General features: G+C 67.9%; 24 protein-coding genes and 2 tRNA genes. 14 read left to right on the top strand and 12 right to left on the bottom strand.

Going from position 1 to position 21,859, the window contains the following annotated elements; genetic code table 11:
• Window positions 1–66 precede the first annotated feature (66 nt).
• From ACI7YT_RS08220 to ACI7YT_RS08210, 3 genes are read left to right on the top strand one after another with little or no spacing between them, the layout of a single operon-like run.
• Window positions 67–1,161 carry a mechanosensitive ion channel family protein gene (locus ACI7YT_RS08220; protein ID WP_406250118.1) on the top strand — a complete coding sequence of 365 codons (1,095 nt, stop codon included), beginning with the start codon at window positions 67–69 and terminating at the stop codon, window positions 1,159–1,161.
• Window positions 1,158–1,601: a globin gene (locus tag ACI7YT_RS08215; protein ID WP_406250116.1), complete on the top strand. Its 444-nt coding sequence runs from the start codon at window positions 1,158–1,160 to the stop codon at window positions 1,599–1,601. Before ACI7YT_RS08220 ends, ACI7YT_RS08215 begins: the two co-directional genes overlap by 4 nt.
• Entirely contained in the window at window positions 1,601–3,259 is a 1,659-nt protein-coding gene (locus ACI7YT_RS08210) for an FAD-binding dehydrogenase (protein WP_406250114.1), read from the top strand. Before ACI7YT_RS08215 ends, ACI7YT_RS08210 begins: the two co-directional genes overlap by 1 nt.
• Before the next feature lies 1 nt (window position 3,260).
• Here ACI7YT_RS08210 and ACI7YT_RS08205 read toward each other — a convergent pair whose 3' ends face one another.
• Window positions 3,261–3,926 (bottom strand): hypothetical protein, encoded by a 666-nt coding sequence (locus ACI7YT_RS08205; protein ID WP_406250113.1) that lies wholly within the window; start codon window positions 3,924–3,926, stop codon window positions 3,261–3,263.
• 48 nt (window positions 3,927–3,974) lie between these two features.
• Here ACI7YT_RS08205 and ACI7YT_RS08200 point away from each other — a divergent pair, with 48 nt between their 5' ends.
• A complete protein-coding gene (locus tag ACI7YT_RS08200; protein ID WP_406250111.1) occupies window positions 3,975–4,871 on the top strand; it encodes an acyl-CoA thioesterase in 897 nt (298 codons plus the stop codon).
• 29 nt (window positions 4,872–4,900) lie between these two features.
• On the opposite strand, the gene ACI7YT_RS08195 is transcribed toward ACI7YT_RS08200, so the two are convergent.
• The 4 genes from ACI7YT_RS08195 to ACI7YT_RS08180 form a co-directional block, all read right to left on the bottom strand.
• A complete protein-coding gene (locus ACI7YT_RS08195) occupies window positions 4,901–5,413 on the bottom strand; it encodes an acyl-CoA thioesterase (protein WP_406250109.1) in 513 nt (170 codons plus the stop codon).
• Window positions 5,364–7,043, bottom strand: coding sequence for an energy-dependent translational throttle protein EttA (gene ettA, locus ACI7YT_RS08190; protein ID WP_406250108.1), 1,680 nt, complete (start codon window positions 7,041–7,043; stop codon window positions 5,364–5,366). Before ettA ends, ACI7YT_RS08195 begins: the two co-directional genes overlap by 50 nt.
• Window positions 7,044–7,116: 73 nt before the next feature.
• On the bottom strand, window positions 7,117–7,629 hold the full coding sequence (locus ACI7YT_RS08185; RefSeq protein ID WP_406250106.1) for a DUF6993 domain-containing protein: 513 nt from the start codon (window positions 7,627–7,629) through the stop codon (window positions 7,117–7,119).
• 45 nt (window positions 7,630–7,674) lie between these two features.
• Window positions 7,675–8,190: a single-stranded DNA-binding protein gene (locus tag ACI7YT_RS08180; protein ID WP_406250104.1), complete on the bottom strand. Its 516-nt coding sequence runs from the start codon at window positions 8,188–8,190 to the stop codon at window positions 7,675–7,677.
• Window positions 8,191–8,404: 214 nt separating this feature from the next.
• On the opposite strand from ACI7YT_RS08180, the gene ACI7YT_RS08175 reads away from it, so the two are divergent.
• Window positions 8,405–8,677: a hypothetical protein gene (locus ACI7YT_RS08175; RefSeq protein ID WP_406250102.1), complete on the top strand. Its 273-nt coding sequence runs from the start codon at window positions 8,405–8,407 to the stop codon at window positions 8,675–8,677.
• Between the two features lie 10 nt (window positions 8,678–8,687).
• On the opposite strand, the gene ACI7YT_RS08170 is transcribed toward ACI7YT_RS08175, so the two are convergent.
• Window positions 8,688–8,759: transfer RNA gene (locus ACI7YT_RS08170), tRNA-Arg, on the bottom strand.
• A 59-nt stretch (window positions 8,760–8,818) separates the two neighbouring features.
• Between ACI7YT_RS08170 and orn the strand changes: the two genes are divergently transcribed.
• The 7 genes from orn to ACI7YT_RS08135 all read left to right on the top strand — a co-directional run bounded on the left by orn (window position 8,819) and on the right by ACI7YT_RS08135 (window position 12,598).
• Complete coding sequence (gene orn / locus ACI7YT_RS08165) at window positions 8,819–9,445, top strand: oligoribonuclease (RefSeq protein ID WP_406250100.1); 627 nt, start codon at window positions 8,819–8,821, stop codon at window positions 9,443–9,445.
• Window positions 9,446–9,515: 70 nt separating this feature from the next.
• A tRNA-His gene (locus tag ACI7YT_RS08160) sits at window positions 9,516–9,591 on the top strand.
• 108 nt (window positions 9,592–9,699) lie between these two features.
• A complete protein-coding gene (locus ACI7YT_RS08155) occupies window positions 9,700–10,743 on the top strand; it encodes an NAD(P)-dependent alcohol dehydrogenase (protein WP_406250099.1) in 1,044 nt (347 codons plus the stop codon).
• A 52-nt stretch (window positions 10,744–10,795) separates the two neighbouring features.
• Window positions 10,796–11,422, top strand: a complete 627-nt coding sequence (locus ACI7YT_RS08150) for a LysE family transporter (RefSeq protein ID WP_406250097.1) — start codon at window positions 10,796–10,798, stop codon at window positions 11,420–11,422.
• A 41-nt stretch (window positions 11,423–11,463) separates the two neighbouring features.
• On the top strand, window positions 11,464–11,811 hold the full coding sequence (locus ACI7YT_RS08145) for a metallopeptidase family protein (protein WP_406250096.1): 348 nt from the start codon (window positions 11,464–11,466) through the stop codon (window positions 11,809–11,811).
• A complete protein-coding gene (gene clpS, locus ACI7YT_RS08140; RefSeq protein WP_406250095.1) occupies window positions 11,808–12,104 on the top strand; it encodes an ATP-dependent Clp protease adapter ClpS in 297 nt (98 codons plus the stop codon). The genes ACI7YT_RS08145 and clpS overlap by 4 nt, the downstream gene beginning before the upstream one ends.
• Entirely contained in the window at window positions 12,101–12,598 is a 498-nt protein-coding gene (locus ACI7YT_RS08135) for a DUF2017 family protein (RefSeq protein WP_406250094.1), read from the top strand. Before clpS ends, ACI7YT_RS08135 begins: the two co-directional genes overlap by 4 nt.
• A 16-nt stretch (window positions 12,599–12,614) precedes the next feature.
• Here ACI7YT_RS08135 and ACI7YT_RS08130 read toward each other — a convergent pair whose 3' ends face one another.
• From ACI7YT_RS08130 to gatC, 6 genes are read right to left on the bottom strand one after another with little or no spacing between them, the layout of a single operon-like run.
• Window positions 12,615–13,211, bottom strand: a complete 597-nt coding sequence (locus ACI7YT_RS08130) for a hypothetical protein (protein WP_406250093.1) — start codon at window positions 13,209–13,211, stop codon at window positions 12,615–12,617.
• Window positions 13,186–13,503, bottom strand: coding sequence for a hypothetical protein (locus tag ACI7YT_RS08125; RefSeq protein ID WP_406250092.1), 318 nt, complete (start codon window positions 13,501–13,503; stop codon window positions 13,186–13,188). The genes ACI7YT_RS08130 and ACI7YT_RS08125 overlap by 26 nt, the downstream gene beginning before the upstream one ends.
• 37 nt (window positions 13,504–13,540) lie before the next feature.
• Complete coding sequence (gene dinB, locus ACI7YT_RS08120) at window positions 13,541–14,797, bottom strand: DNA polymerase IV (RefSeq protein ID WP_406250091.1); 1,257 nt, start codon at window positions 14,795–14,797, stop codon at window positions 13,541–13,543.
• A 59-nt stretch (window positions 14,798–14,856) separates the two neighbouring features.
• Window positions 14,857–16,371 carry an Asp-tRNA(Asn)/Glu-tRNA(Gln) amidotransferase subunit GatB gene (gene gatB, locus ACI7YT_RS08115; protein WP_406250090.1) on the bottom strand — a complete coding sequence of 505 codons (1,515 nt, stop codon included), beginning with the start codon at window positions 16,369–16,371 and terminating at the stop codon, window positions 14,857–14,859.
• Window positions 16,371–17,888: an Asp-tRNA(Asn)/Glu-tRNA(Gln) amidotransferase subunit GatA gene (gene gatA, locus ACI7YT_RS08110; protein WP_406250088.1), complete on the bottom strand. Its 1,518-nt coding sequence runs from the start codon at window positions 17,886–17,888 to the stop codon at window positions 16,371–16,373. The genes gatB and gatA overlap by 1 nt, the downstream gene beginning before the upstream one ends.
• Entirely contained in the window at window positions 17,885–18,184 is a 300-nt protein-coding gene (gene gatC / locus ACI7YT_RS08105) for an Asp-tRNA(Asn)/Glu-tRNA(Gln) amidotransferase subunit GatC (RefSeq protein ID WP_376177670.1), read from the bottom strand. The genes gatA and gatC overlap by 4 nt, the downstream gene beginning before the upstream one ends.
• A 66-nt stretch (window positions 18,185–18,250) precedes the next feature.
• On the opposite strand from gatC, the gene ACI7YT_RS08100 reads away from it, so the two are divergent.
• Together ACI7YT_RS08100 and ACI7YT_RS08095 are read left to right on the top strand one after the other, a co-directional pair.
• The gene (locus ACI7YT_RS08100) at window positions 18,251–19,951 is read left to right on the top strand and encodes a long-chain-fatty-acid--CoA ligase (protein ID WP_406250086.1); all 1,701 of its coding nucleotides are present in this window, start codon (window positions 18,251–18,253) and stop codon (window positions 19,949–19,951) included.
• Between the two features lie 66 nt (window positions 19,952–20,017).
• Complete coding sequence (locus tag ACI7YT_RS08095) at window positions 20,018–21,835, top strand: DEAD/DEAH box helicase (RefSeq protein WP_406250524.1); 1,818 nt, start codon at window positions 20,018–20,020, stop codon at window positions 21,833–21,835.
• The last annotated feature ends 24 nt before the right edge of the window (window positions 21,836–21,859 follow it).

Genomic DNA, 21,859 nt, shown 5'->3' with positions numbered 1-21,859 from the left:
CCTGACACTCGGGCCTCTGCGTCGGCGATCCAGCCGATGCAGAGGCCCGATCGGTAGGATCAGGAGGTGCTTCTCCTCCCCTTCACGACCGATCCGGCCCCGGAACCCGAGACCACCCCCACACTCTGGGACCAGGTGATGGCCGTGCTCATGACCGTCGGAGGCAGGGCGCTGCAGATCGCCATCATCATCGCGGTCTGCGTCGTCATCGCACTGCTGCTGCGCGTCGTGATCCGCCGTGTCGTGCACCGGATCGTGGACAGTGCGAAGTCGAAGGCATCCGTCGACGACACGCAGGCGATCGAGCGATCCCCTCTGGCCGACATGCGCCTCGTGCAGCGGACGAGGACGCTCGGCACGATCCTGCAGAACATCGTGAACGTGATGCTCGTCGTGATCGCGGTCGTGCTGACCGTGAACGTGCTCGATTCCAACCTTCTCGGGTCGCTCACCCTGCTCACCGCCGCTGTCGGAGCCGGCCTCGGCTTCGGAGCGCAGAACATCGTCAAGGACGTCCTCAACGGAATGTTCATCGTCGCGGAGGACCAGATCGGTATCGGCGACGTGGTCGACCTCGGTCTCGCCTCCGGTGTCGTGGAGTACGTGAGCGTGCGCATCACCCAGGTGCGCGATGTCAACGGAACGCTCTGGTACGTGCGCAACGGCGAAGTCACGCGCATCGGCAACATGTCTCAGGGGTGGGCGCGCGCCATCATCGACCTCGGCGTCGCACCCGATGCCGATCTCGAAGCGGTCGAGAAGGCGATGCTGGAGACCGCGCAGGACCTCGCCAAGGACCCGAAGTGGCGTACGCGGATCGTGGAGCGCCCCGAGATCTGGGGACTCGAGTCGATCACCGGCGACGCCCTCGTCGTCCGCGTCGTCATGAAGACGCGGGCGAACGCGAAGGACGACGTCGCGCAGGAGCTGCGCGCACGGCTCAAGAAGCGCCTCGACGAGCTCGAGATCGGCGTGCCCAGCATGACCACCGTCACACCGACCGGCCTCGACGGCGCGCGACGCGTACGCGGAGCCAACCCGCCCCGGACGCGCCCCAACGCCGTGACGGGCGTCCCCCCGGTCGCCGAACGCGGCATCTGGCGCCGCAAGAAGTCCGGCGGGTCCGCGGGGACCGCCGGCCCAGGAGATGAGAAGAAGTGACGTTCTACGACGAAGTCGGCGGATACCCGACGTTCGAGAAGCTGGTGGCGACCTTCTACCGCGAGGTCGCACTCGACCCGGTGCTCAAGCCGATGTACCCGGAAGAGGATCTCGGCCCCGCCGCTGAGCGGCTGACGCTCTTCCTCGTGCAGTACTGGGGAGGGCCGACGACGTACGGCGAGACACGAGGGCATCCGCGGCTGCGCATGCGGCACGTGCCGTTCCACGTCGATCCGGATGCCAGGGACCGCTGGCTGCGCTGCATGCGCACCGCAGTGGAGGAGGCGCAGTTGTCGCCGCTGCACGAATCGACGCTCTGGGACTACCTGGAACGCGCCGCGTATGCCATGGTGAACACATTCGAGCCGTCCGGGATCGGCCCCGCCGCCGTCGGCCGGCCGACACTGGAGACCCGCAGTCAGGATTCGACGGAGAGCTGATGACGACCACGCCCCTGTCCGCAGACGTACTCGTGATCGGATGGGGGCTGGCCGGCCTCGTCGCCGCTGCAGAGGCGTCCGCGGCAGGCAGGCGGGTCGTCCTCATCGACCAGGAGCCGCGCTCGAACCTCGGCGGACAGGCATGGTGGTCGTTCGGCGGTCTCTTCCTCATCGACTCCCCCGAGCAGCGCCGCATGGGCATCAGGGACTCACTCGAGCTGGCGACGCAGGACTGGTTCGGAAACGCCGGCTTCGATCGCGCGGAGGACGCCTGGCCCAAGAGGTGGGCCGAGGCGTACCTCGGATTCGCCGCTGGCGAGAAGCGCGCCTGGCTGCGCGAGAAGCGCGTCGGGTTCTTCCCCGTCGTCGGGTGGGCGGAGCGCGGCGGCTATGGCGCGCTCGGGCCGGGCAACTCGGTTCCCCGGTTCCACATCACCTGGGGCACGGGTCCCGGAATCGTCCAGCCCTTCGCAGCGGCTGTGCACGCCGCCGAGGATGCCGGGACGCTGACGATCCTTCCGCGCCATCGCGTGAACGAACTCATCGTGTCGGACGGCGCAGTGATCGGCGCACGTGGCGATGTCCTCGCCGATACCGGCGAACCCCGCGGCGTGGCGAGCAGCCGTGAAGTCGTCGGCGCGTTCGAGATCGCCGCGGGCGCGACGATCGTCGCCTCCGGCGGCATCGGCGGCAACCACGACCTCGTGCGTGCGTTCTGGCCGGAAAGCCTCGGCAGCCCGCCGTCGCACATGCTCTCGGGAGTGCCCGCCTATGTCGACGGGTCCATGCATGCCGTCTCGGCCACCGCCGGCGCGCACCTGATCAACGGCGACCGGATGTGGCACTACGTCGAGGGGATCACGAACTGGGATCCGGTATGGCCGGCCCACGGCATCCGGATCCTGCCGGGCCCGTCGTCGCTGTGGCTCGACGCCACCGGCAAGAGGCTCCCCGTGCCGCTGTTCCCCGGCTTCGACACTCTCGGCACCCTCACCCACCTGCGGGCGACCGGACATGATCATTCCTGGTTCATCACGACGCGTCAGATCGTCGAGAAGGAGTTCGCGCTCTCGGGCAGCGAGCAGAATCCGGATCTCACCGGGAAGGACATCCCGCTGCTGCTGAAGTCCCGCCTCGCCAAGGGCCCGACCGGGCCTGTGCAGGCGTTTCTGGACGAAGGTGAGGACTTCATCGTCGAGAACGATCTCGACACGCTCCTGGAGCAGCTGCGCGGCGCTCCGGGCGGCGAACTGCTGGACCTCGAACGCGTCAGGCAGGAGATCGTCGCCCGCGACCGCGAGATCGACAACGACTTCACCAAGGACGCGCAGATCGGGATGCTGCGCTCGATGCGCTCCTATCGGGGCGACAAGCTCATCCGCACAGCGACCCCGCATCGGCTGCAGGATCCGGCAGCCGGTCCACTGATCGCCGTGAAGCTGCACGTGCTCACACGCAAGTCGCTCGGCGGCATCCAGACCGACCTCGACGGGCGGGCACTCGGTGCCGACGGGGCTCCGATCCCCGGGCTGTACGCCGCAGGCGAGGCGAGTGGATTCGGCGGTGGCGGCGTGCACGGGTATCGCGCACTGGAGGGGACCTTCCTCGGCGGCTGTCTTTTCTCGGGCCGTCAGGCCGGACGCGCGGCGGCGCGCTGACCTAGCCTGCCGTGCCGGTTCCGCGGACTGCGGTAAGACCGGACGCCACCGGACCACGGGCGAGGACGTGCCCTCGACGGAACGCGATCCGCGTCCAGCGCCCCGAGCGCATCACCGGGATCTCCTCTTCCCCGGAGATGAATCCCAGCGCGTCGGCGGCGAACGCCATGCCGCGCGGCAGGTCGCCGAGGTCGGGGTCCGGCTCGCCCCAGATCGCGGCCCGCAGCGCCCTGACCGCCTCCTCCCCTGCACCGGGCGTCGTTCCATGGGCGACGGCGCTGATGCCCCACTGCGCGCGCTGGGCGATGCCGGATGCCGTGAGAGAGGCCTCCTGCTGCCAATCGCCGCGCGGTGGCGCGATACCGGCCCAGGACGGCGACAGTGCGGTCTCCGGCAGTTCCAGCATCCGATCGTCCTCCGTCGCCGCGAGGGAGGAGACCACCAGGTCGCACTCGAGCTCGGGGTCGGCGGCAACGATCCGCATGGCGAGGACCGTCGGGGTCTGGTCGAAGAGCCCGTGCGGGGCGAGGACAGCCGTCGTGAGCGCGAGGACACCGCCGCGGGCCTGCAGCCGCACCCCCTCATCGGAGATGCGCGTAGCGCGGCCGACGAAGGTCAGGACGTCTCTGGCGGTTTCGGGATCGGCGAGCACGAGGCGGGGAGGCACGCGCTCTAGACTACCGAGGTGCGGCGTCGGGCCGCGGGAGGGACCGTCATGAGCGAAGACGCGCACGCCGAGGCATCCGTCGAACTGCTGCTGGATGTGCTCGATCTGGACGAGAGTTCGGCGCGCACCACGGAGGACATCTTCACCGGTCGCTCGCATGCGATGCCGTCAGGGCGCATCTACGGCGGGCAGGTGCTCGCGCAGTCGCTCATCGCCGCCGAACGGACGATGCCGCCGGAGCGCGCGGTGCACTCGATGCACGGGTACTTCCTGCGACCTGGCGATGCGTCGCAGGGGCTGACGATCGCCGTCGACCGGATCCACGACGGCCGGTCGTTCTCGACGAGGCGTTCGCAGGCCTACCAGAACGGGGTGCCGATCTTCTCGATGATCGCGTCGTTCCAGGACGAGAGCCCCGGGGTCGAGCATGCCGTCCCCATGCCTTCCGGCATGCCGGCACCAGAGGACGTCGCGCCGGACGAGGACGTCGTCGCCGGCGTGCATCCGCTGTCGATGCGGATGCTGCGGGACCGCCCTGCCGATGTGCGCCACGTCGAGGGTCCGATCTATCTGACCGTCGAAGGCGAGCGGCGTCCGCATCAAGCCGTCTGGATGCGGATCCGGTCGCAGATGCCGGACGACGAGCGTCTGCACCGTGCCGCGTTGGCATATCTCAGCGACATGACGATCCAGGAGTCGATCCTCCGCGCGCACGGCGTCGCCTGGGGGCTCACCGGCCTCAAGGTCGCGAGCCTCGATCACGCCATGTGGTGGCATCGGTCGGCGCGCGCCGACGAATGGCTGCTCTACGTCCAGGAGTCGCCGAATGCCCGCGGCGGGCGCGGACTGGCTTCCGGACGCATCTACGCGCGCGACGGCGCGCTCGTCGCGAGCGTCGCCCAGGAGATCATGATCCGCGTGCCCGAGGGCGACGCGGGGCGCTGACCCGCGACGCGGCCAGTGGCCGTTGCGGTTCAGCGGTGCGCGTAGACGATCGATTCGCCGACGTACGGCTCCCACGCGGCGCGCATCTCCGGAGTGATGCGCGTCGGACGCCCGGTCTGCGCATCCACGAGCACGATCACCGCCGTCGAGCGCGCGTATACGGTGCGCTCGACGGACGCGGGGTCGTTGTGGACCTCGTAGCAGACCTCGACACTGGACCCGCCCAGCTTGCCGAACCACATCTGCACCTCGAGGGGATGCCGCTGGTACGGCACGGGTGCGAGGTACTCGATCTCCTGCCGGGCGATGAGCGTCAGAACCCCCTGCTCGATCCCGGAGTCGAGCACCGCCGTCGACGGTGCCTGCTCCCCCGGGCCCGGTTTCCAGAAGGCGCGCACGCGCGCCTCCTCGAGGAGCTTGAGCATCGAGGTGTTGTTGACGTGATTGAACGCGTCGAGATCGCCCCATCGCAGGTGGATGGGGATGTGCAGCCTAGTCACGCGTGAGCTTGCGGTGCGTCGAACGGTGCGGGTTCGCTGCATCAGGGCCGAGGCGCTCGATCTTGTTCGCCTCGTACGCCTCGAAGTTGCCCTCGAACCAGTGCCATTTGGCGGGGTTCTCGTCGGTGCCCTCGTACGCCAGGATGTGCGTGGCGATGCGGTCGAGGAACCACCGGTCGTGGGTGATGACCACGGCGCAGCCGGGGAACTCGAGGAGGGCGTTCTCGAGTGAGCCCAGGGTCTCGATGTCGAGATCGTTCGTGGGCTCGTCGAGCAGGAGGAGGTTGCCGCCCTCCTTGAGGGTGAGGGCGAGGTTCAGGCGGTTGCGCTCGCCACCGGAGAGCACACCGGCCTTCTTCTGCTGGTCGGGGCCCTTGAAGCCGAACTTGGAGACGTAGGCGCGGGAAGGGATCTCGGTCTTGCCGACCGTGATGAAGTCCAGGCCGTCGGACACGACCTCCCACAGGTTCTTGTTCGGGTCGATGTTCGCACGGGACTGGTCGACGTAGCTGATCTTGACGGTCTCGCCGATCTTCAGATCTCCGCCGTCGAGCGGCTCGAGGCCGACGATCGTCTTGAACAGGGTGGTCTTGCCGACGCCGTTCGGGCCGATGATGCCCACGATGCCGTTCGGCGGAAGACTGAAGCTCAGACCATCGATGAGGACGCGATCGCCGAAGCCCTTCTTGAGGTTCTTCGCCTCGATGACGATGCTTCCGAGGCGGGGGCCGGCGGGGATCTGGATCTCCTCGAAGTCCAGCTTCCTGGTGCGCTCCGCCTCTGTGGCCATCTCCTCGTAGCGGGCAAGACGCGCCTTCGACTTGGTCTGGCGCCCCTTCGCACTGGAACGCACCCATTCGAGTTCGTCCTTGAGCCGCTTGGCGAGCTTCGCGTCCTTCTTGCCCTGGATGGCGAGGCGCTCGCCCTTCTTCTCCAGGTAGGTGGAGTAGTTGCCCTCGTAGCCGATCAGGCGGCCGCGGTCGACCTCGGCGATCCACTCGGCCACGTTGTCGAGGAAGTACCGGTCGTGCGTGATCGCGATCACGGCACCCTTGTACGCCTGCAGGTGCTGCTCGAGCCAGAGCACGCTCTCTGCGTCGAGGTGGTTGGTGGGCTCGTCGAGCAGGAGCAGGTCCGGCTTCTGCAGCAGCAGCTTCGCGAGGGCGACACGGCGCTTCTCTCCACCCGACAGCGGGGCGATCTCGGCGTCTCCTGGCGGAGTGCGCAGAGCGTCCATCGCCTGCTCGAGCTGGGAGTCCAGATCCCATCCGTCTGCGGCGTCGATCTCTTCCTGGAGCACTCCCATCTCGGCGAGAAGCGTGTCGAAGTCCGCGTCGGGGTCGGCCATCTGCGCCGAGATCTCATTGAAGCGGTCGAGCTTGGCTTTGATGGCGACGCCGTCCTGGATGTTCTCGAGGACCGTCTTGGTCTCGTCGAGCTCGGGCTCCTGCATGAGGATGCCGACCGAGAACCCGGGGCTGAGCTTGGCCTCGCCGTTGGACGGCGTGTCCATGCCGGCCATGATCTTCAGGATCGTCGACTTACCGGCGCCGTTCGGGCCGACCATACCGATCTTCGCGCCGGGGAGGAACGCCATCGTGACGTCGTCGAGGATGAGCTTGTCGCCCACCGCCTTGCGTGCACGGACCATCGAGTAGATGTACTCTGCCACGGAAAACCGCTCCTTCTGTTGGCGTCGTGAATCGACACTCCAGCCTACCGGCTGAGCGATGTGCGGTTGCCGGTCACCAGTCGATGGGGCGCGTGGTCCCGATGAGGCACCTGCCCTCGGCGAGCTGGTCCGTCACGGTCGTAACGGGCTCACCGGTCGACGGTCCGACCTGACCGACGAGGCACTCTGCGTCGCCCCAGCGGACGGAGAACTGGAGGCTCTCGACGGGGTTGCCCACGGTCGTCTCGTCCGCGGTGACCTGCATGGCCGCCTTGTCGAAGCCGGCGGCGACGAGCGCGTCGATGTACGCGCGTCCCTGCGCGCGCTGCTCGGAGGCCCAGACCCGCGCGGTGACCGAAGCGAACAGGGGCAGATTGTCGGCTGCCGTCCCGTCGGGCACCAGCGCCGGTGCAGCGGGATCCGTGGCTTCCGCCGTCGCTCCGGGGGTGGGCGCAGACGAAACCGCCGTCGAGGGTGTCGGGGGGTCCGTCGGCTGCGGAGAGCACGCCACGAGAGTGAGCGCAAGGATCGCCGCAGCGGAGTACGCGAATGCGCGCGCGGCAGGAGCGGCAGGTCGGCGAGGCACGGTTCGAGTCTAGGGGGCATGCATCGCCGACCCCCGTGAGCGGCGTCAGGCGGCGTCGTGGGTCGGTTCCAGTCCCCACGCCGGGTTGACACCGTCCGCGTCCTCGTCCCGCGCGGAGTCCTCGTCCATCTCGGATTCGGACGCCGGGTCGCGATCAGCCGGCATGGACTCCGCCGCAGTCGAGCTCGATGCACGACCGGCCGCCGGACGGTTGCGGACGAAGGCGCTCGTCCCCCAGCGCAGATCATGACCGATCGCCTCGGCGTCGATGTCGAGGCTCGTTCCGCGTGCGGTGCCGTTGTCCCAGTCCCTGGCGCGAAGCCGCCCCGTCACGATCACCGGATGCCCCTTCTGCAGCGACGCACGAGCCTGAACGGCGAGCTGCCGATAGGCCGAGACGTTGTACCAGTTGGTCCCCGTGTCGATCCAGGTCTGCGTCTTCGCGTCGTAGCGGCTCTGACTGCTGCCGACCCGGAAGTTCACGACGGGCACACCGCTCGCCGTGGTGTTGCCGCCGGGGTCGTTCCCGATGAATCCCATGATCGTGATGGTGTCGTTCATCGCCTTCTCCTCAAGATCCCGGGTCGCGCCCGGCTGACGAACAGCGTGCCCGGAACAGCGTCTGCCGCGCACAAGGTTTCGCCCGACTTCGACGGACACGGTGGAGAACTCCGTCATTCGTCTCCGCCGTGCAGGGCGAGTGCACGCGCTCGACAACCTTCTTCACGGCGATGTCGGTGGTCGGTCATATGTTCGATCACGAGAGGAGATACCGATGCATACTCACACGATCACCGCCCTTCCCGACATTCCCTACGCGACCCCGAAGCTGTCGTCCAGCCGCGAGAACCTCATCAGAGCGGGCGATCATCTGTGGCGTGTGCAGGATGCCGCGGGGCGCATCCTCGGCCATCTCCGCATCGCGGCAGAGCCGCTGGGGCTGCGCTTCCGCGCCGAGCGTCTTCATCTCGCGTCCGGCGCGTTCCGTCTCATCGGCGAATTCTGGACGGCCGACGAAGCGGTCCAGACGCTGCGCTATCTGAGGTGAGATTCAGGTGTGCCCCCGGCAGGATTCGAACCTGCGACCGGCGGATTAGAAGGCCGCTGCTCTTCCTCTGAGCTACGGAGGCGATCACCTTAACGCTACCGTGCCAGGGACCAATGTCTGTGCGCTCATTAGGATGCCTGTATGGCAACTGCGTCTGAGAACGATCGACTCGTCTGGATCGACTGCGAGATGACGGGACTCGATCTCCAGATCGACGAGCTCGTCGAGATCGCCGTCGTCATCACCGATTTCGAGCTGAAGCCGCTCGATCCGGGCTTCCAGATCGTGATCAGGCCGAGCGATGCAGCACTGACGAACATGAACGAATTCGTCACGAACATGCACCGTTCCTCCGGCCTGATCGAGGAGATCCCGGCGGGCGTCAGCCTGGCGGAGGCCGAGGCGCAGACGCTGGCCTACATCAAGCGCTTCGTGACGCTCGAGCGCAAGGCACCCCTCGCCGGCAACACCATCGGCACGGATCGCATGTTCCTCGCCAAGTACATGCCGCAGATAGACCAGTGGCTGCACTACCGCAACGTCGACGTGTCCAGCATCAAGGAACTGTCCCGACGCTGGTATCCGCGTGTCTTCTTCCAGGCGCCTGCGAAGGACGGCGGGCATCGCGCTCTCGCCGACATCCTCGAGTCGATCCGCGAACTGCGCTACTACCGTGAAGCGGTCTTCGTGCCCGAGCCAGGACCGTCCAGCGATGAAGCACGCGACATCGCGAACGCCACGGTCTCGACATTCGCCGAAGACATCTGACGCACGTGTCATTCGCACCGCCAGACGTGTATTAGAATCGTCTGGTTGCCTGCTGACAAGCGGGCGCATGGTGGCTATAGCTCAGTTGGTAGAGCACCGCGTTGTGGTCGCGGGGGTCGCGGGTTCGAGCCCCGTTAGCCACCCCACGTCATCGAGGTGTTCGCGTCCGATCCATTCGGCCGCGAACACCTCGAACTGCTTTCGCGTCCTCGGTAGGATCGTCATACGGATGCCGCCGACCTGAGGAGTCCACTGTGAAAGCCGTCCGCTTCACCGCCTGGAAGACGTTCCCGACCATCGAGGATGTCCCTCGTCCGACACCGGGGCCGGGTGAAGTCCTCCTCAAGATCGCAGGCGCGGGCGCCTGCCACTCCGACGTCGCCGTCTTCGAGCAGTTCGACGAGACCATGGGCGAACAACTCGCACCGAGCTACACGCTCGGTCACGAGAACTCCGGATGGATCGAGGAGCTGGGCGACGGGGTCACCGGTCTGGCGGTCGGCGACGCCTTCCTGTCGTACGGGCCCATCGGCTGCGGTCACTGCCCTGCGTGCTCGCGTGGGCAGGACACGTACTGCTACAACGCGGCGACTCAGCCGTATCTGGCCACCGGCCTCGGCCGCGACGGCGGCATGGCCGAGTACATGACAGTCCCGGCGCGAAACCTCGTGCCGCTCGGTGATGCCGACCCGGTCGTGGCCGCACCGCTGTCGGATGCCGGCCTCACGCCGTACCACGCGATCAAGCTCGCGCTTCCGAGGCTGCAGGGCGGCGGGAAGTCCGCCCTCGTGATCGGCCTCGGCGGTCTCGGCCAGATCGCCGTGCAGATCCTCACGGCGATCACCGGCGCGACGGTCTACGCCACCGATACGAAGCCCGAGGCGATGGCCGAGGCCGAGAAGGCCGGCGCGAAGACGATCGAAGGCGGCGAAGGACAGGCGGATCGAATCCGCGAAGCGACCGGCGGCCAGGGAGTCGACGCCGTCTTCGATTTCGTCGGCATCACGCCGACGATCACGCTCGCTCAGCAGGTCGTCGCCCGTCGGGGGCGGATCACCGTCGTCGGCGTCGCGGGTGGTCCGGTCGAGTGGAACTTCTACGCGAACCCCTACGAGGCGGAGCTCACCAACACCTACTGGGGCACGATCGAAGAGTTGTACGAGGTCGTGGAGCTGTACCGCGCGGGCAGGATCACGCCGCAGGTGAAGACGTACTCGATGGACGAGGCGCTGCAGGCCTACCACGACCTGCACGACGGCAAGCTCAGCGGCCGCGCGGTCGTCACCCCGCACGCCTGAGTCATTCGAGTCCCGGTTCGGAGAGGACCGGAACTGACCATAGAATCGCCAGGTGTCACTGACCGTCTGGCTCTCTCTGCTCGCAGCGTCGGTCGTCATCAGCTTCACGCCGGGCGCCGGCGCGATCAACACGATGTCGAACGCGCTCAACGAAGGCTGGCGCCGCGCCGTGTGGGGCGTGATCGGCCAACAGCTGGCGCTGATCGTCCATGTCGTGATCGTCGCGGCCGGCGTGGGCCTGCTCGTCGCCCGTTCCCCGTTGCTCTTCGACGTCGTCCGCTACGCGGGTGCTGCGTACCTCGTGTTCCTCGGCATCCGGATGATCCTGACGAAGCCGACCTCCGAGCCGGATGCCGCCCAGACGATCCGCCTGCCGGAGAGCCGACTCTCGATGGTGCGCCGCGGGTTCTGGGTCAACCTGCTCAATCCCAAGGCGATCGTGTTCTTCCTGGCGTTCATCCCGCAGTTCATCCGCCTCGATCAACCCGCGCTCCCGCAGTACCTGATCCTGATCTCGACTGTGGTGATCGTCGATGTGATCGTGATGTGGTTCTTCTTCGCCGCCGCGGCGAAGCCCTTCCGCCGACTCACCCGGACGCCACGAGGGCAGCGCATCCTCAACGTCGTGTTCGGCTCCCTTTTCCTCGCGGTCGCCGGGCTGCTGCTGTTCGTGCATTGACTGCATCCCTGAGCACCGTCCGCGCCCTAGGCTGGAGGACGATGCAAATGGATGCCGCGGCCTTCGAACAGCTCGTCGTCGACGAGCTGGATCTTCTGCCCGATGACATGGTCGACGGACTCGACAATGTCGTCTTCGTCGTCGAGGACCGCCCGGAGGACGGCAGTCTCGACCTGCTCGGCCTGTATGACGGGCTCGCCCTCACCGAGCGCGGCCAGTACGGGCTCGGTGAGCTTCCGGATCGCATCATCGTGTACCGCGAGCCGCACCTCGAGCAGTGCGACACCGAGGATGAGCTGCGCGACGAGATCCATACGACCCTCGTCCACGAGATCGCGCACTTCTACGGCATCGACGACGAGCAGCTTCACGAACTGGGCTGGGCATGAGCACTCCGACGTCCACACCCGCCGTCGACGAGCATCTCGATCTGTCCGCCGCGCCGCTCGAGCCGTGGCAGGTCGTCGTGTGGAACGACCCCGTGAACCTCATGAGCTACGTCGTCCGCGTGTTCCGCACGTACTTCGGTTATTCACTGGATCGCGCCACGCAATTGATGCTTGCCGTCCATCACGAGGGCCATGCCATCGTCGCCACCGGTCCTCGCGAGACGATGGAGGTGCATGCCCAGGCCATGCACGACTACGGCCTGTGGGCCACCGTCCGGAAGGCACCGCAATGACCACCGCTCCCGTGCGACTCGAACTCGCGGCCATCGAGGGTGTTCATCTCGCGCACCTCCTGGACGAGTTCCAGGACATGCTCACCGCCGATGCGACCGAGAATGCCGGAGATCCGGCGATCGCGCGACTCGCCCCGAATCCCTACCCGGAGGATGCAGAGGCGTCCCGCGCGTTCGCCACCGCCACGCACGACGACCTGCTCGATCGCCGGATCGCTGAGGCCGCCGTCGTCAGGGCCGCCCTGTCCGGATTCGACGAGACGCAGGACGTGCTCGATGAGCAGGACGCGCTCACCGCGCAGCCGATCCTGATCCCGGATGCCGAGGTGGACGCCTGGTTGCGTACGCTCACCGCTCTGCGACTGGTGCTCGCGACCCGGTTGGGCATCGTCGACGAGGACGACCTCGACGAAGACGACCCGCGCCGCGGCGTCTACGACTGGCTCGGCTACCGGCTCGAAGGGCTGATCCAATCCGCCGACGAGCTCAGCTGACCGCCGCCCGCCGCGGTTACGGGATCATCACCTGCACGTCCGCGAGACCGCGGGGATCATCGCGGTCGATATGGGCCTGCTCCTGAGCCGCCCAGCTCTCCCAGTGCGATCGGAAGACGTCGCCATCACGACCGAGAGCCCGATGCCTGCGCGCCGCTGCCGGGGACTCCACCCACACCGTCACGTCGGCGATCCTGGACGTCTGCGGAGTGATCGTCCCGCACCCTTCGAGGATGACGCCGAGAGCTGGGTCGACGGCGTGACTCTCGGCATCCGCTTTGCGCTCCCAGTCCCAGCGATGCCAGGTGCCGATGCGCCCGCGGCCGTGCGGACGGAGGATGCCGTCCAAAGCCCGCTCGATTCCGGCATCCAGCCCATCCCAGCCCGGATACAGGGAATCCATCGCGATCACCTGCGGACGCCCTGCCAACGGCCAGCGCGCGGCGACGAGCCCGGCCAGTGTGGACTTGCCCGCACCGCTGCGCCCGTCGATCAGCAGCACGGGATTGGCTGCGGACACGTCCGAGATCGCCGCGACGATCCGAGCCGCCGCCGCGTCCAGTGCTGCTCTGACCGGGTCGGGGCTACTACTTCTTGAGTGCACGGATGACACGCGCGAGCGCACGTCCCGCGACCCAGACGAACGGAATCGCCACGACGATCAGCGGAACGGGATTCGGCTCGAACCGCAGCCCCTCCTCGCGGCGCACGTAGACGCCGAGCGGGATCGAGACGCCGTAGCCGCCACCGCCTTCGCCGGCTTCGGCCGTGCCGGCGCCGAAGCCCGTCACGGTCACGGCGACGGGCGTGATGCTCGTGCCATCGACGTCCTGCGGCTCGCCGTATGCGCTCTTCACGCCGAATTCGGCCGCCTGCTTCCCAAGTTCCACTGCGATGTTCGGCATGCGTCAACGCTAGTCCACTCCGCAGCGAGATGCGTCGTCAATCCGCACCGTGCGCTTTCGGATGCCGGGGTGCACCTCGCCCTTCTCCGCGGCCCAGGTGCCGCGCGCGCGTGATGGTCGCGTTCCCGAAGCGCGCTCTGGCACTGTCGAGGGCTCCTTCGATGCGTCGCCAGTCCTCATCGTCGTCCCACAGCGCGAATGCACCGCCACCCGCCGGCTGAAGCTTCTCGGCCCGCACTCCGACCAGTCGCACCGGGCCCCGACGGTCGATCTGCTCGAACAGCTCCTGCGCCGCTGTTCCGATGCGCTGACCGACGGCCGTCGGTTCGGACAGCGTCTGCGAGCGGTTGACGGTCGTGAAGTCGTCGAAGCGGATCTTGATCGCCACGGTCCTGGTCTCCCACTCGGCACGCCGCAGCCGTGCCGCGACGCGGTCGGAAAGACGGAGCAGCTCGGAGCGCAACCACTCGCGATCGGTGATGTCTACGTCGAACGTCTCCTCGTGCCCCACGCTCTTCTCGACCCGCATGGTCTCGACCCCTCGCGGATCTTCTCCGCGCGCGAGCTCCACCAGTCGATGACCGAGCGCCGGACCCACGGCACGGTCGAGCATGTCCTGCGGCGAGTCGCGGATATCGCCGATGGTCCTGATGCCGCGCGCCTCCAGCGCTTCGGCGGCCTTCGGGCCCACGCCCCACATCGCACGCACCGGACGCGGGGCGAGGAAGTCCAGGGTGTCGGCCGCGGCGACGATCAGCATGCCGTCCGGCTTGGACAGGGTCGATGCCATCTTCGCCACGTGCTTGGTCGCCGCCACCCCGACGCTGCAGGTGATGCCGACCTCCGCGAGCACACGCTCGCGCACCAGATGTGCGATGCGACCAGGGCTCCCCCACAGCCGGCGCACGCCCTGCACGTCCAGGAACGCCTCGTCGACGGACAGCGGCTCGACCAGCGGCGTGAACGACTCGAAGATCGCCATCACATGGCGCGAGATCTCCTGATACCGTGCGAAGTCCGGCAGCACGATGCGCGCCCCGGGACACAGCCGCAGCGCCTGGGACACCGGCATGGCAGCTCGCACGCCGTAGCGCCGCGCCTCGTACGAGGCGCTGGAGACGACCGAACGACCGTCCGGCGCGCCGATGATCAGCGGCAGTCCGCGCAGGGACGGGTCATCGAGCACGGCGACAGCCGCGTAGAACGCGTCCATGTCGACATGGAGAATGCGCGTTCCCGCATCGTCCGCACCGTCCGGTGAGACGATACGGCCCGAACCATCACCGCGCCCCATGCGTCCATTCTCGCCGGGGCCACGGACATCGAGTGCCCGTGGCCGTCATCGAACGGATGTCACTGCGCGGCGCGCTCCAGGATGAGCTCGCGCACGCGCGCCGCATCCGCCTGGCCCTTCATCGCCTTCATGACCGCACCGATGATGGCACCGGCGGCCTGGACCTTGCCGTCCTTGATCTTCGCCATGACGTCTGGCTGCGCGGCCAGTGCGTCATCGATCGCCGCGATCAGCGCGCCGTCATCCGAGACGACCGCGAGACCACGGGCGTCCACGACCTCTTGAGGCGTGCCCTCGCCGGCGATCACGCCTTCGAGCACCTGGCGCGCCAGCTTGTCGGTGAGGACGCCTGCGTCGACGAGCTTCTGCAGCGCGGCGACGTTCTCGGGGCTGATCAACTCCGCGGCATCCTTCTCCGCGGCGTTCGCCTGGCGCGAGATCTCACCCGTCCACCACTTGCGCGCGGCAGCGGGCGCCGCGCCGGCGGCGATCGTCGCCTCGACGACGTCGAGCAGGCCGCCGTTGCGGACGTCCTGGAACTCCAGGTCGGTGAATCCCCACTCGGTCATCAACCGGCGACGGCGTGCGACGGGCTGCTCGGGCAGCACCGCGCGCAGTTCCTCGATCAGCTCCGCAGGCGGCTGCACCGGCAGCAGGTCCGGTTCGGGGAAGTACCGGTAGTCGTCAGCATCCGACTTCGGACGACCCGGCGAGGTCGTGCCGGTGTCCTCGTGCCAGTGCCTCGTCTCCTGCGTGATCGTCCCGCCGTCGGCGAGGATCGCCGCCTGACGCTGGATCTCGTAGCGCACGGCGCGCTCGACGGAGCGCATCGAGTTGACGTTCTTGGTCTCGGTGCGCGTGCCCAGCTTCTCCTGGCCGCGAGGACGCAGGGAGACGTTCGCGTCGCAGCGCAGGTTGCCGCGCTCGAGACGGGCTTCGGAGATCCCCAGGCCGCGCACGATGTCGCGGATCGCGGCGACGTAGGCCTTTGCGATCTCCGGTGCGCGGTGCTCGGCGCCGAAGATCGGCTTCGTGACGATCTCGACGAGCGGGACGCCGGCACGGTTGTAGTCGACCAGTGAGTATTCGGCGCCCTGGATGCGTCCGGTCGCTCCGCCCATGTGGGTGAGCTTTCCGGCATCCTCCTCCATGTGCGCGCGTTCGATCGGAACCGTGACGATCGTGCCGTCCTCGAGTTCCACCTCGACCGAGCCCTCATAGGCGATGGGCTCGTCGTACTGCGAGATCTGGTAGTTCTTGCCGAGGTCGGGGTAGAAGTAGTTCTTCCTCGCGAACCGGCTCGATTCGGCGATCGAGCAGCCCAGCGCGAGCCCGAGGCTGATCGATGACCGGATCGCCGTCGCGTTCACGACCGGCAGCGAACCGGGAAGACCCAGATCGACAGGGGCGATCAGCGTGTTGGGCTCGGCGGCGTGGTACTTCTCGTTCGCCGGGTTCGGCGCGTCCGAGAACATCTTGGTCTCGGTGTTGAGCTCGACGTGCACTTCGAAGCCGAGCACCGGCTCGAACAGTTCGAGCGCCTTGTCGAAGTTCATCAGCTTGGCAGCGGCCATCAGCGGTTCCCTCCAGCGAGCTCCGGGGCCCTGGTCAGCAGCGGTGCACCCCACGAATCGACGAGCAGCGTCTCGAGCGCCGCCCCCACCCGGTACAGACGGGCGTCCTCGTGCGCAGGCGCGAGGAACTGGATGCCGACAGGCAGACCGTCCTCGGCCGCGAGGCCGGAAGGAATCGAGATCCCCGGCACACCCGCGAGGTTCGCGGGGATCGTCGTGACATCGTTCAGGTACATCTGCAGCGGATCGTCGATGCGCTCGCCGATCTTGAAGGCCGTCGTCGGAGCCGACGGCGTCGCGATGACGTCGACGTCGGCGAAGGCGTTCGCGAAGTCCTGCTGGATGAGCGTGCGGACCTTCTGCGCGCTGCCGTAGTAGGCGTCGTAGTACCCGGCCGACAGCGCGTAGGTGCCCAGGATGATGCGGCGCTTGACCTCGTCGCCGAACCCGGCTTCACGCGTCGCGGACATGACGTCCTCGACCGTCGCCCCGCCCTCGGGCGTCACGCGGAGTCCGAATCGGACCGAATCGAACTTCGCCAGGTTGCTGGATGCCTCAGCGGGCAGGATCAGATAGTACGCGGCCACGCCGTACTCGAAGTGGGGCGTGGAGATCTCGACGATCTCGGCGCCGTTCGCCTCGAGCAGCGCGAGCGACTCGCGGAAGGATGCGGCGACGCCGGGCTGGAATCCGGAGTCCGGAAGCTCCTTGATGACACCGACCCTGAGCCCCTTGAGTACGTCGCCACGGGCACCGTCTCGTGCGGCGCCGGCGAACGACGGCCAGACGTCGGTGAGCGACGTGGAATCCTTCGGGTCGTGCCCGCCGATGACGTCATGCAGGAGTCCGGCATCCAGCACCGTCCGGGTGACCGGGCCGACCTGGTCGAGGCTGGAGGCCAGCGCGATCGCGCCGTAGCGGCTCACGCCGCCGTACGTCGGCTTGATGCCGACCGTGCCGGTGACGTGCGCCGGCTGACGGATCGATCCGCCGGTGTCCGAGCCGAGCGCCAGCGGAGCTTCGAACGCGGCGACAGCCGCCGCCGAGCCGCCGCCTGAGCCGCCGGGGATGCGGTCGAGGTCCCACGGGTTGCGGGTCGGACCATAGGCGGAGTGCTCCGTGGAGGAACCCATCGCGAACTCGTCCATGTTGGTCTTGCCCAGCGGCACGAGACCGGCGGCGCGCGACCGTGCCACGACCGTCGCGTCGTACGGCGAGAGATAGCCCTCGAGGATCTTCGACCCGCTCGTGGTCGGCTGGTCCGTGGTGACCAGGACGTCCTTGATCGCCAGGGGGACGCCGGCGAGCGGGTGCAGTTGCTCCCCAGCCGCGCGTGCCGCGTCGACCGCGTCCGCCGCTGCCAGGGCGCCCTCGTTCACGTGCAGGAAGGCGTGCACGTCGCCGTCGACGCCCGCGATGCGATCGAGGTGCGCCTGGGTGGCCTCGCGGCTGGAGACCTCGCCGGCCGTCAGCTTGCCCGCGAGCTCCGCGGCGGTCCAGCGGATGATGTCGCTCACTGCTCTTCTCCCAGGATCGCGGTGACACGGAAGCGTCCGTCGGCGGCATCCGGTGCGTTCTGCAGCACCTGCTCGTGCGTCAGCGTCTGACCGACCACGTCGGGACGGAAGACGTTCGCGAGCGGGATCGGGTGGCTCGTCGCCGCGACGTCCGGGGTGGCGACCTCTGAGACCTTCGCGATGTTGTCGACGATGGCGTCGAGCTGGCCCGTGAGCCGCGTCACCTCGTCGTCGTTCAGCTGGATGCGCGCGAGCACGCCGAGATGGCGTACGAGTTCGGGGGTGATTTCAGACACCCGTCCAGTCTAGTTCGCAGCGGCCGATCCCCTGCGACGCCCCAGCACAGCAATAGGCTGTTGCCCATGACGACGTTCGATCCTCCTCGTCCCTGGGTCGCCAGCTATGCCGCCGGCGTCCCCGAAGACCTCGCACCGGTGCAGGGGTCTCTCATCGACATCGTCGCCGCTTCGGCGCGCGACTATCCCGACGCGCCGGCGCTGCAGTTCTTCGGCCGCGAGACCAGCTATCGGCAGCTGCAGAAGCAGATCGATCGCGCCGCAGCCGGGCTCCGTGAACTCGGTGTGAAGGCCGGCGACCCCGTCGCCATCGTGCTGCCGAACTGCCCGCAGCACATCGTCGCCTTCTACGCCGTCCTGCGCGTCGGTGCCGTCGTCGTCGAGCACAATCCCCTCTACACGCCCCGCGAACTGCGCAAGCAGTTCGAGGATCACGGTGCCAAGCACGCCATCGTCTGGAACAAGGTCGTGGGAACCGTTCAGGAGTTCCCCGCCGACCTCGCCGTGTCGACACTCGTCTCGGTCGATGTCACGAAGGGGATGCCGCGACTCACGCAGCTCGCCCTGAAGCTCCCGATCGCCAAGGCGCGCGAATCACTTGCCGCGCTGACCGAGAAGGTCCGCGGGACGGTGCTGTGGGAGCGCGTGGTGTCATCCGACCCGCTGCCCGCATCCCACCCCAAGCCGCAGACCGATGACCTGGCGATCATCCAGTACACCTCCGGCACGACAGGCACGCCGAAGGGCGCGGCGCTCACGCATCGCAATCTGCTCGCCAACGCCGCGCAGTCGCAGGCCTGGGTTCCCTCGATCCAGCGCGGGAACGGCTGCGTCGTGTATGCCGTGCTGCCGATGTTCCACGCGTACGGCCTGACCCTGTGCCTGACTTTCGCGATGTCGATGGGTGCGCGCTTGGTGCTGTTCCCGAAGTTCGACCCCGATCTCGTGCTGGATGTGATCAAGAAGCACCCCGCGACCTTCCTGCCGCTCGTTCCGCCGATCGCCGACCGCCTGCTCAGCGCGGCGAAGGCGAAGGGCGTCTCGCTTCGCGGCATCGAGGTCGCGATCTCCGGCGCGATGGCACTGCCGCACGAACTCGTCGTGCCGTTCGAGGAGGCCACTGGCGGCTACCTCGTCGAGGGCTACGGCCTCAGCGAGTGCTCGCCGGTGCTCATGGCGAACCCGGTGGCCGATCACCGTGTCCCCGGCACGGTCGGCCTGCCGCTGCCGGGCACGGAATGCCGCGTCGTCGACCCGGACGAGCCCACGAAGGACGTCGCACCCGGGTCGGCCGGAGAACTCGTCGTCCGAGGCCCGCAAGTGTTCTCCGGCTACTACGGCAAGCCTGAGGCCACCGAGGAGGTCTTCGTCGACGGCTGGTACCGCACCGGCGACATCGTCACGATCGATGACGCCGGCTTCGTCCGCATCGTCGACCGCATCAAGGAGCTCATCATCACGGGCGGGTTCAATGTGGCCCCCACCGAAGTCGAGAACGCCCTGCGCCAGCACCCTCTGGTTTCGGATGCCGCCGTCGTCGGACTTCCGAGCGACCACTCCGGCGAGGAAGTCGTCGCGGCGATCGTGGTGGACGACGCGGACGACGTCGACGTGGAGGCGATCCGGGAGTTCGCCCGCGGCATCCTGACGCCCTACAAGGTCCCGCGGCGGGTGTTCGTCGTCGACGAACTGCCCAAGTCGCTGATCGGCAAGGTGCTGCGTCGCCAGGTCAAGGAGAGGCTTCTCTCGCTGACGAGCGGGTCCTGACCGACGATCTCACAGACACGGGGCGCTCCGGGGCGCTACCTTTAGGTAGTGACCCCTGAAGACGCAGTGCTGACCGACGCCCCCGAGGAATCCCCCGCAACCCCAGGATTCGAGGAGCTCGGCATCACCGGGCCCGTTCTCAAAGCCATCCGAGACCTCGGATATGAGACCCCCTCGCCGATCCAGGCGGCGACCATCCCGACCCTGCTGAGCGGACGCGATGTCGTCGGCATGGCGCAGACCGGTACCGGCAAGACGGCCGCCTTCGCGCTGCCGGTGCTCGAGCGGCTGGATGTCTCCCAGAAGATCCCGCAGGCTCTCGTGCTCGCCCCGACCCGCGAGCTCGCGCTGCAGGTGTGCGAGGCGTTCGAGTCTTACGCGTCGAAGATGAAGGGCGTCCACGTCCTGCCGGTCTACGGCGGACAGGGCTACGGCGTGCAGCTGTCGGCGCTGCGCCGCGGTGTGCACGTGATCGTCGGCACGCCCGGTCGCATCATGGACCACCTCGCCAAGGGCACCCTCGACCTGTCCGAACTGAAGTACCTCGTGCTCGACGAGGCCGATGAGATGCTCAAGATGGGCTTCGCCGAGGATGTCGAGCAGATCCTCGCGCAGACCCCCGCAGAGAAGCAGGTGGCGCTGTTCTCGGCGACCATGCCGGCGACGATCCGCCGCCTCGCGCAGCAGTATCTGCGCGATCCCGAAGAGATCAGCATCAAGTCGAAGACAGCGACCGGCACGAACATCACGCAGCGCTACCTGGTGGTCTCGTACCAGCAGAAGGTGGACGCTCTGACGCGCATCCTCGAGGTGGAGAACTTCGACGGCATGATCGTGTTCGTCCGCACCAAGAACGAGACCGAGACGCTCGCCGAGAAGCTGCGTGCCCGCGGATACTCGGCGGCCGCCATCAACGGCGACGTCCCGCAGGTTCAGCGCGAGCGCAGCGTGAACCAGCTCAAGGACGGCAAGCTCGACATCCTCGTCGCCACCGACGTCGCGGCCCGTGGTCTGGATGTCGAGCGCATCAGCCACGTGATCAACTTCGACATCCCCACCGACACCGAGTCTTACGTGCACCGCATCGGCCGCACGGGTCGGGCCGGACGCTCCGGTGACGCGATCAGCTTCATCACTCCGCGTGAGCGCTACCTGCTGAAGTCGATCGAGAAGGCGACGCGTCAGGCTCCGGCGCAGATGCAGCTGCCCAGCACCGAGGACATCAACACGACGCGACTCGCACGCTTCGACGACGCCATCACGACCGCGCTGAGCGAGACGAGCCGCATCGAGGCGTTCCGCGACATCGTCGCGCACTACGTCCGCAACCACGACGTCCCTGAGGGTGACGTCGCCGCCGCGCTGGCGGTCGTCGCGCAGGGCGAGACGCCCCTGCTTCTCGACCCCCAGAACGACCCGCTGGCGCGCGCTGTCGCGGCGGACAACCGGCCGCCCCGCGAGTCCGGTTCCCGCCCGGAGCGCGGTGAGCGCCCGCCGCGCACCGAGCGCCGTGGGCGCGGGGACTACGCGGCCTACCGCATCGAGGTCGGCCGCCGCCACCGCGTGGAGCCGCGCCAGATCGTCGGGGCGCTCGCGAACGAGGGCGGCCTCGGCCGCGACGACTTCGGGGCGATCAAGATCAACCCGGACTTCTCGATCGTCGAGCTTCCGTCGAACCTGGATGCTTCGGTGCTCGACAAACTGAAGGACACCCGCATCTCGGGCCGCCTGATCGAGATCAAGCCGGATCGTGGCCCTGGAGCCCGTCGCCCGCGCGACGACGACAACCGTCGTGACGACCGTCCCCAGTACGACCGCGACAGCCGTCCTCCGCGCGGAGACCGCGACGAAAAGCCGTTCCGCAAGCCCCGCCACAAGGGCTGAACCGCGTCTCCTCGCGAGACTTCC

The organism is Microbacterium sp. M (assembly GCF_045181065.1).
Taxonomy (GTDB): Bacteria; Actinomycetota; Actinomycetes; order Actinomycetales; family Microbacteriaceae; genus Microbacterium.
This window is presented reverse-complemented; position numbering and strand designations above follow the sequence as displayed.

Bases quoted from the DNA above. Each gene is read 5' to 3' on its own strand.
- ACI7YT_RS08210 (WP_406250114.1), top strand. From the start codon at position 1,601: ATGACGACCACGCCCCTGTCCGCAGACGTACTCGTGATCGGATGGGGG.
- ACI7YT_RS08200 (WP_406250111.1), top strand. From the start codon at position 3,975: ATGAGCGAAGACGCGCACGCCGAGGCATCCGTCGAACTGCTGCTGGAT.
- ACI7YT_RS08195 (WP_406250109.1), bottom strand. From the start codon at position 5,413: ATGCAGCGAACCCGCACCGTTCGACGCACCGCAAGCTCACGCGTGACT.
- ACI7YT_RS08180 (WP_406250104.1), bottom strand. From the start codon at position 8,190: ATGAACGACACCATCACGATCATGGGATTCATCGGGAACGACCCCGGC.
- ACI7YT_RS08175 (WP_406250102.1), top strand. From the start codon at position 8,405: ATGCATACTCACACGATCACCGCCCTTCCCGACATTCCCTACGCGACC.
- orn (WP_406250100.1), top strand. From the start codon at position 8,819: ATGGCAACTGCGTCTGAGAACGATCGACTCGTCTGGATCGACTGCGAG.
- ACI7YT_RS08145 (WP_406250096.1), top strand. From the start codon at position 11,464: ATGCAAATGGATGCCGCGGCCTTCGAACAGCTCGTCGTCGACGAGCTG.
- clpS (WP_406250095.1), top strand. From the start codon at position 11,808: ATGAGCACTCCGACGTCCACACCCGCCGTCGACGAGCATCTCGATCTG.
- ACI7YT_RS08135 (WP_406250094.1), top strand. From the start codon at position 12,101: ATGACCACCGCTCCCGTGCGACTCGAACTCGCGGCCATCGAGGGTGTT.
- ACI7YT_RS08125 (WP_406250092.1), bottom strand. From the start codon at position 13,503: ATGCCGAACATCGCAGTGGAACTTGGGAAGCAGGCGGCCGAATTCGGC.
- dinB (WP_406250091.1), bottom strand. From the start codon at position 14,797: ATGGGGCGCGGTGATGGTTCGGGCCGTATCGTCTCACCGGACGGTGCG.
- gatB (WP_406250090.1), bottom strand. From the start codon at position 16,371: ATGGCCGCTGCCAAGCTGATGAACTTCGACAAGGCGCTCGAACTGTTC.
- ACI7YT_RS08100 (WP_406250086.1), top strand. From the start codon at position 18,251: ATGACGACGTTCGATCCTCCTCGTCCCTGGGTCGCCAGCTATGCCGCC.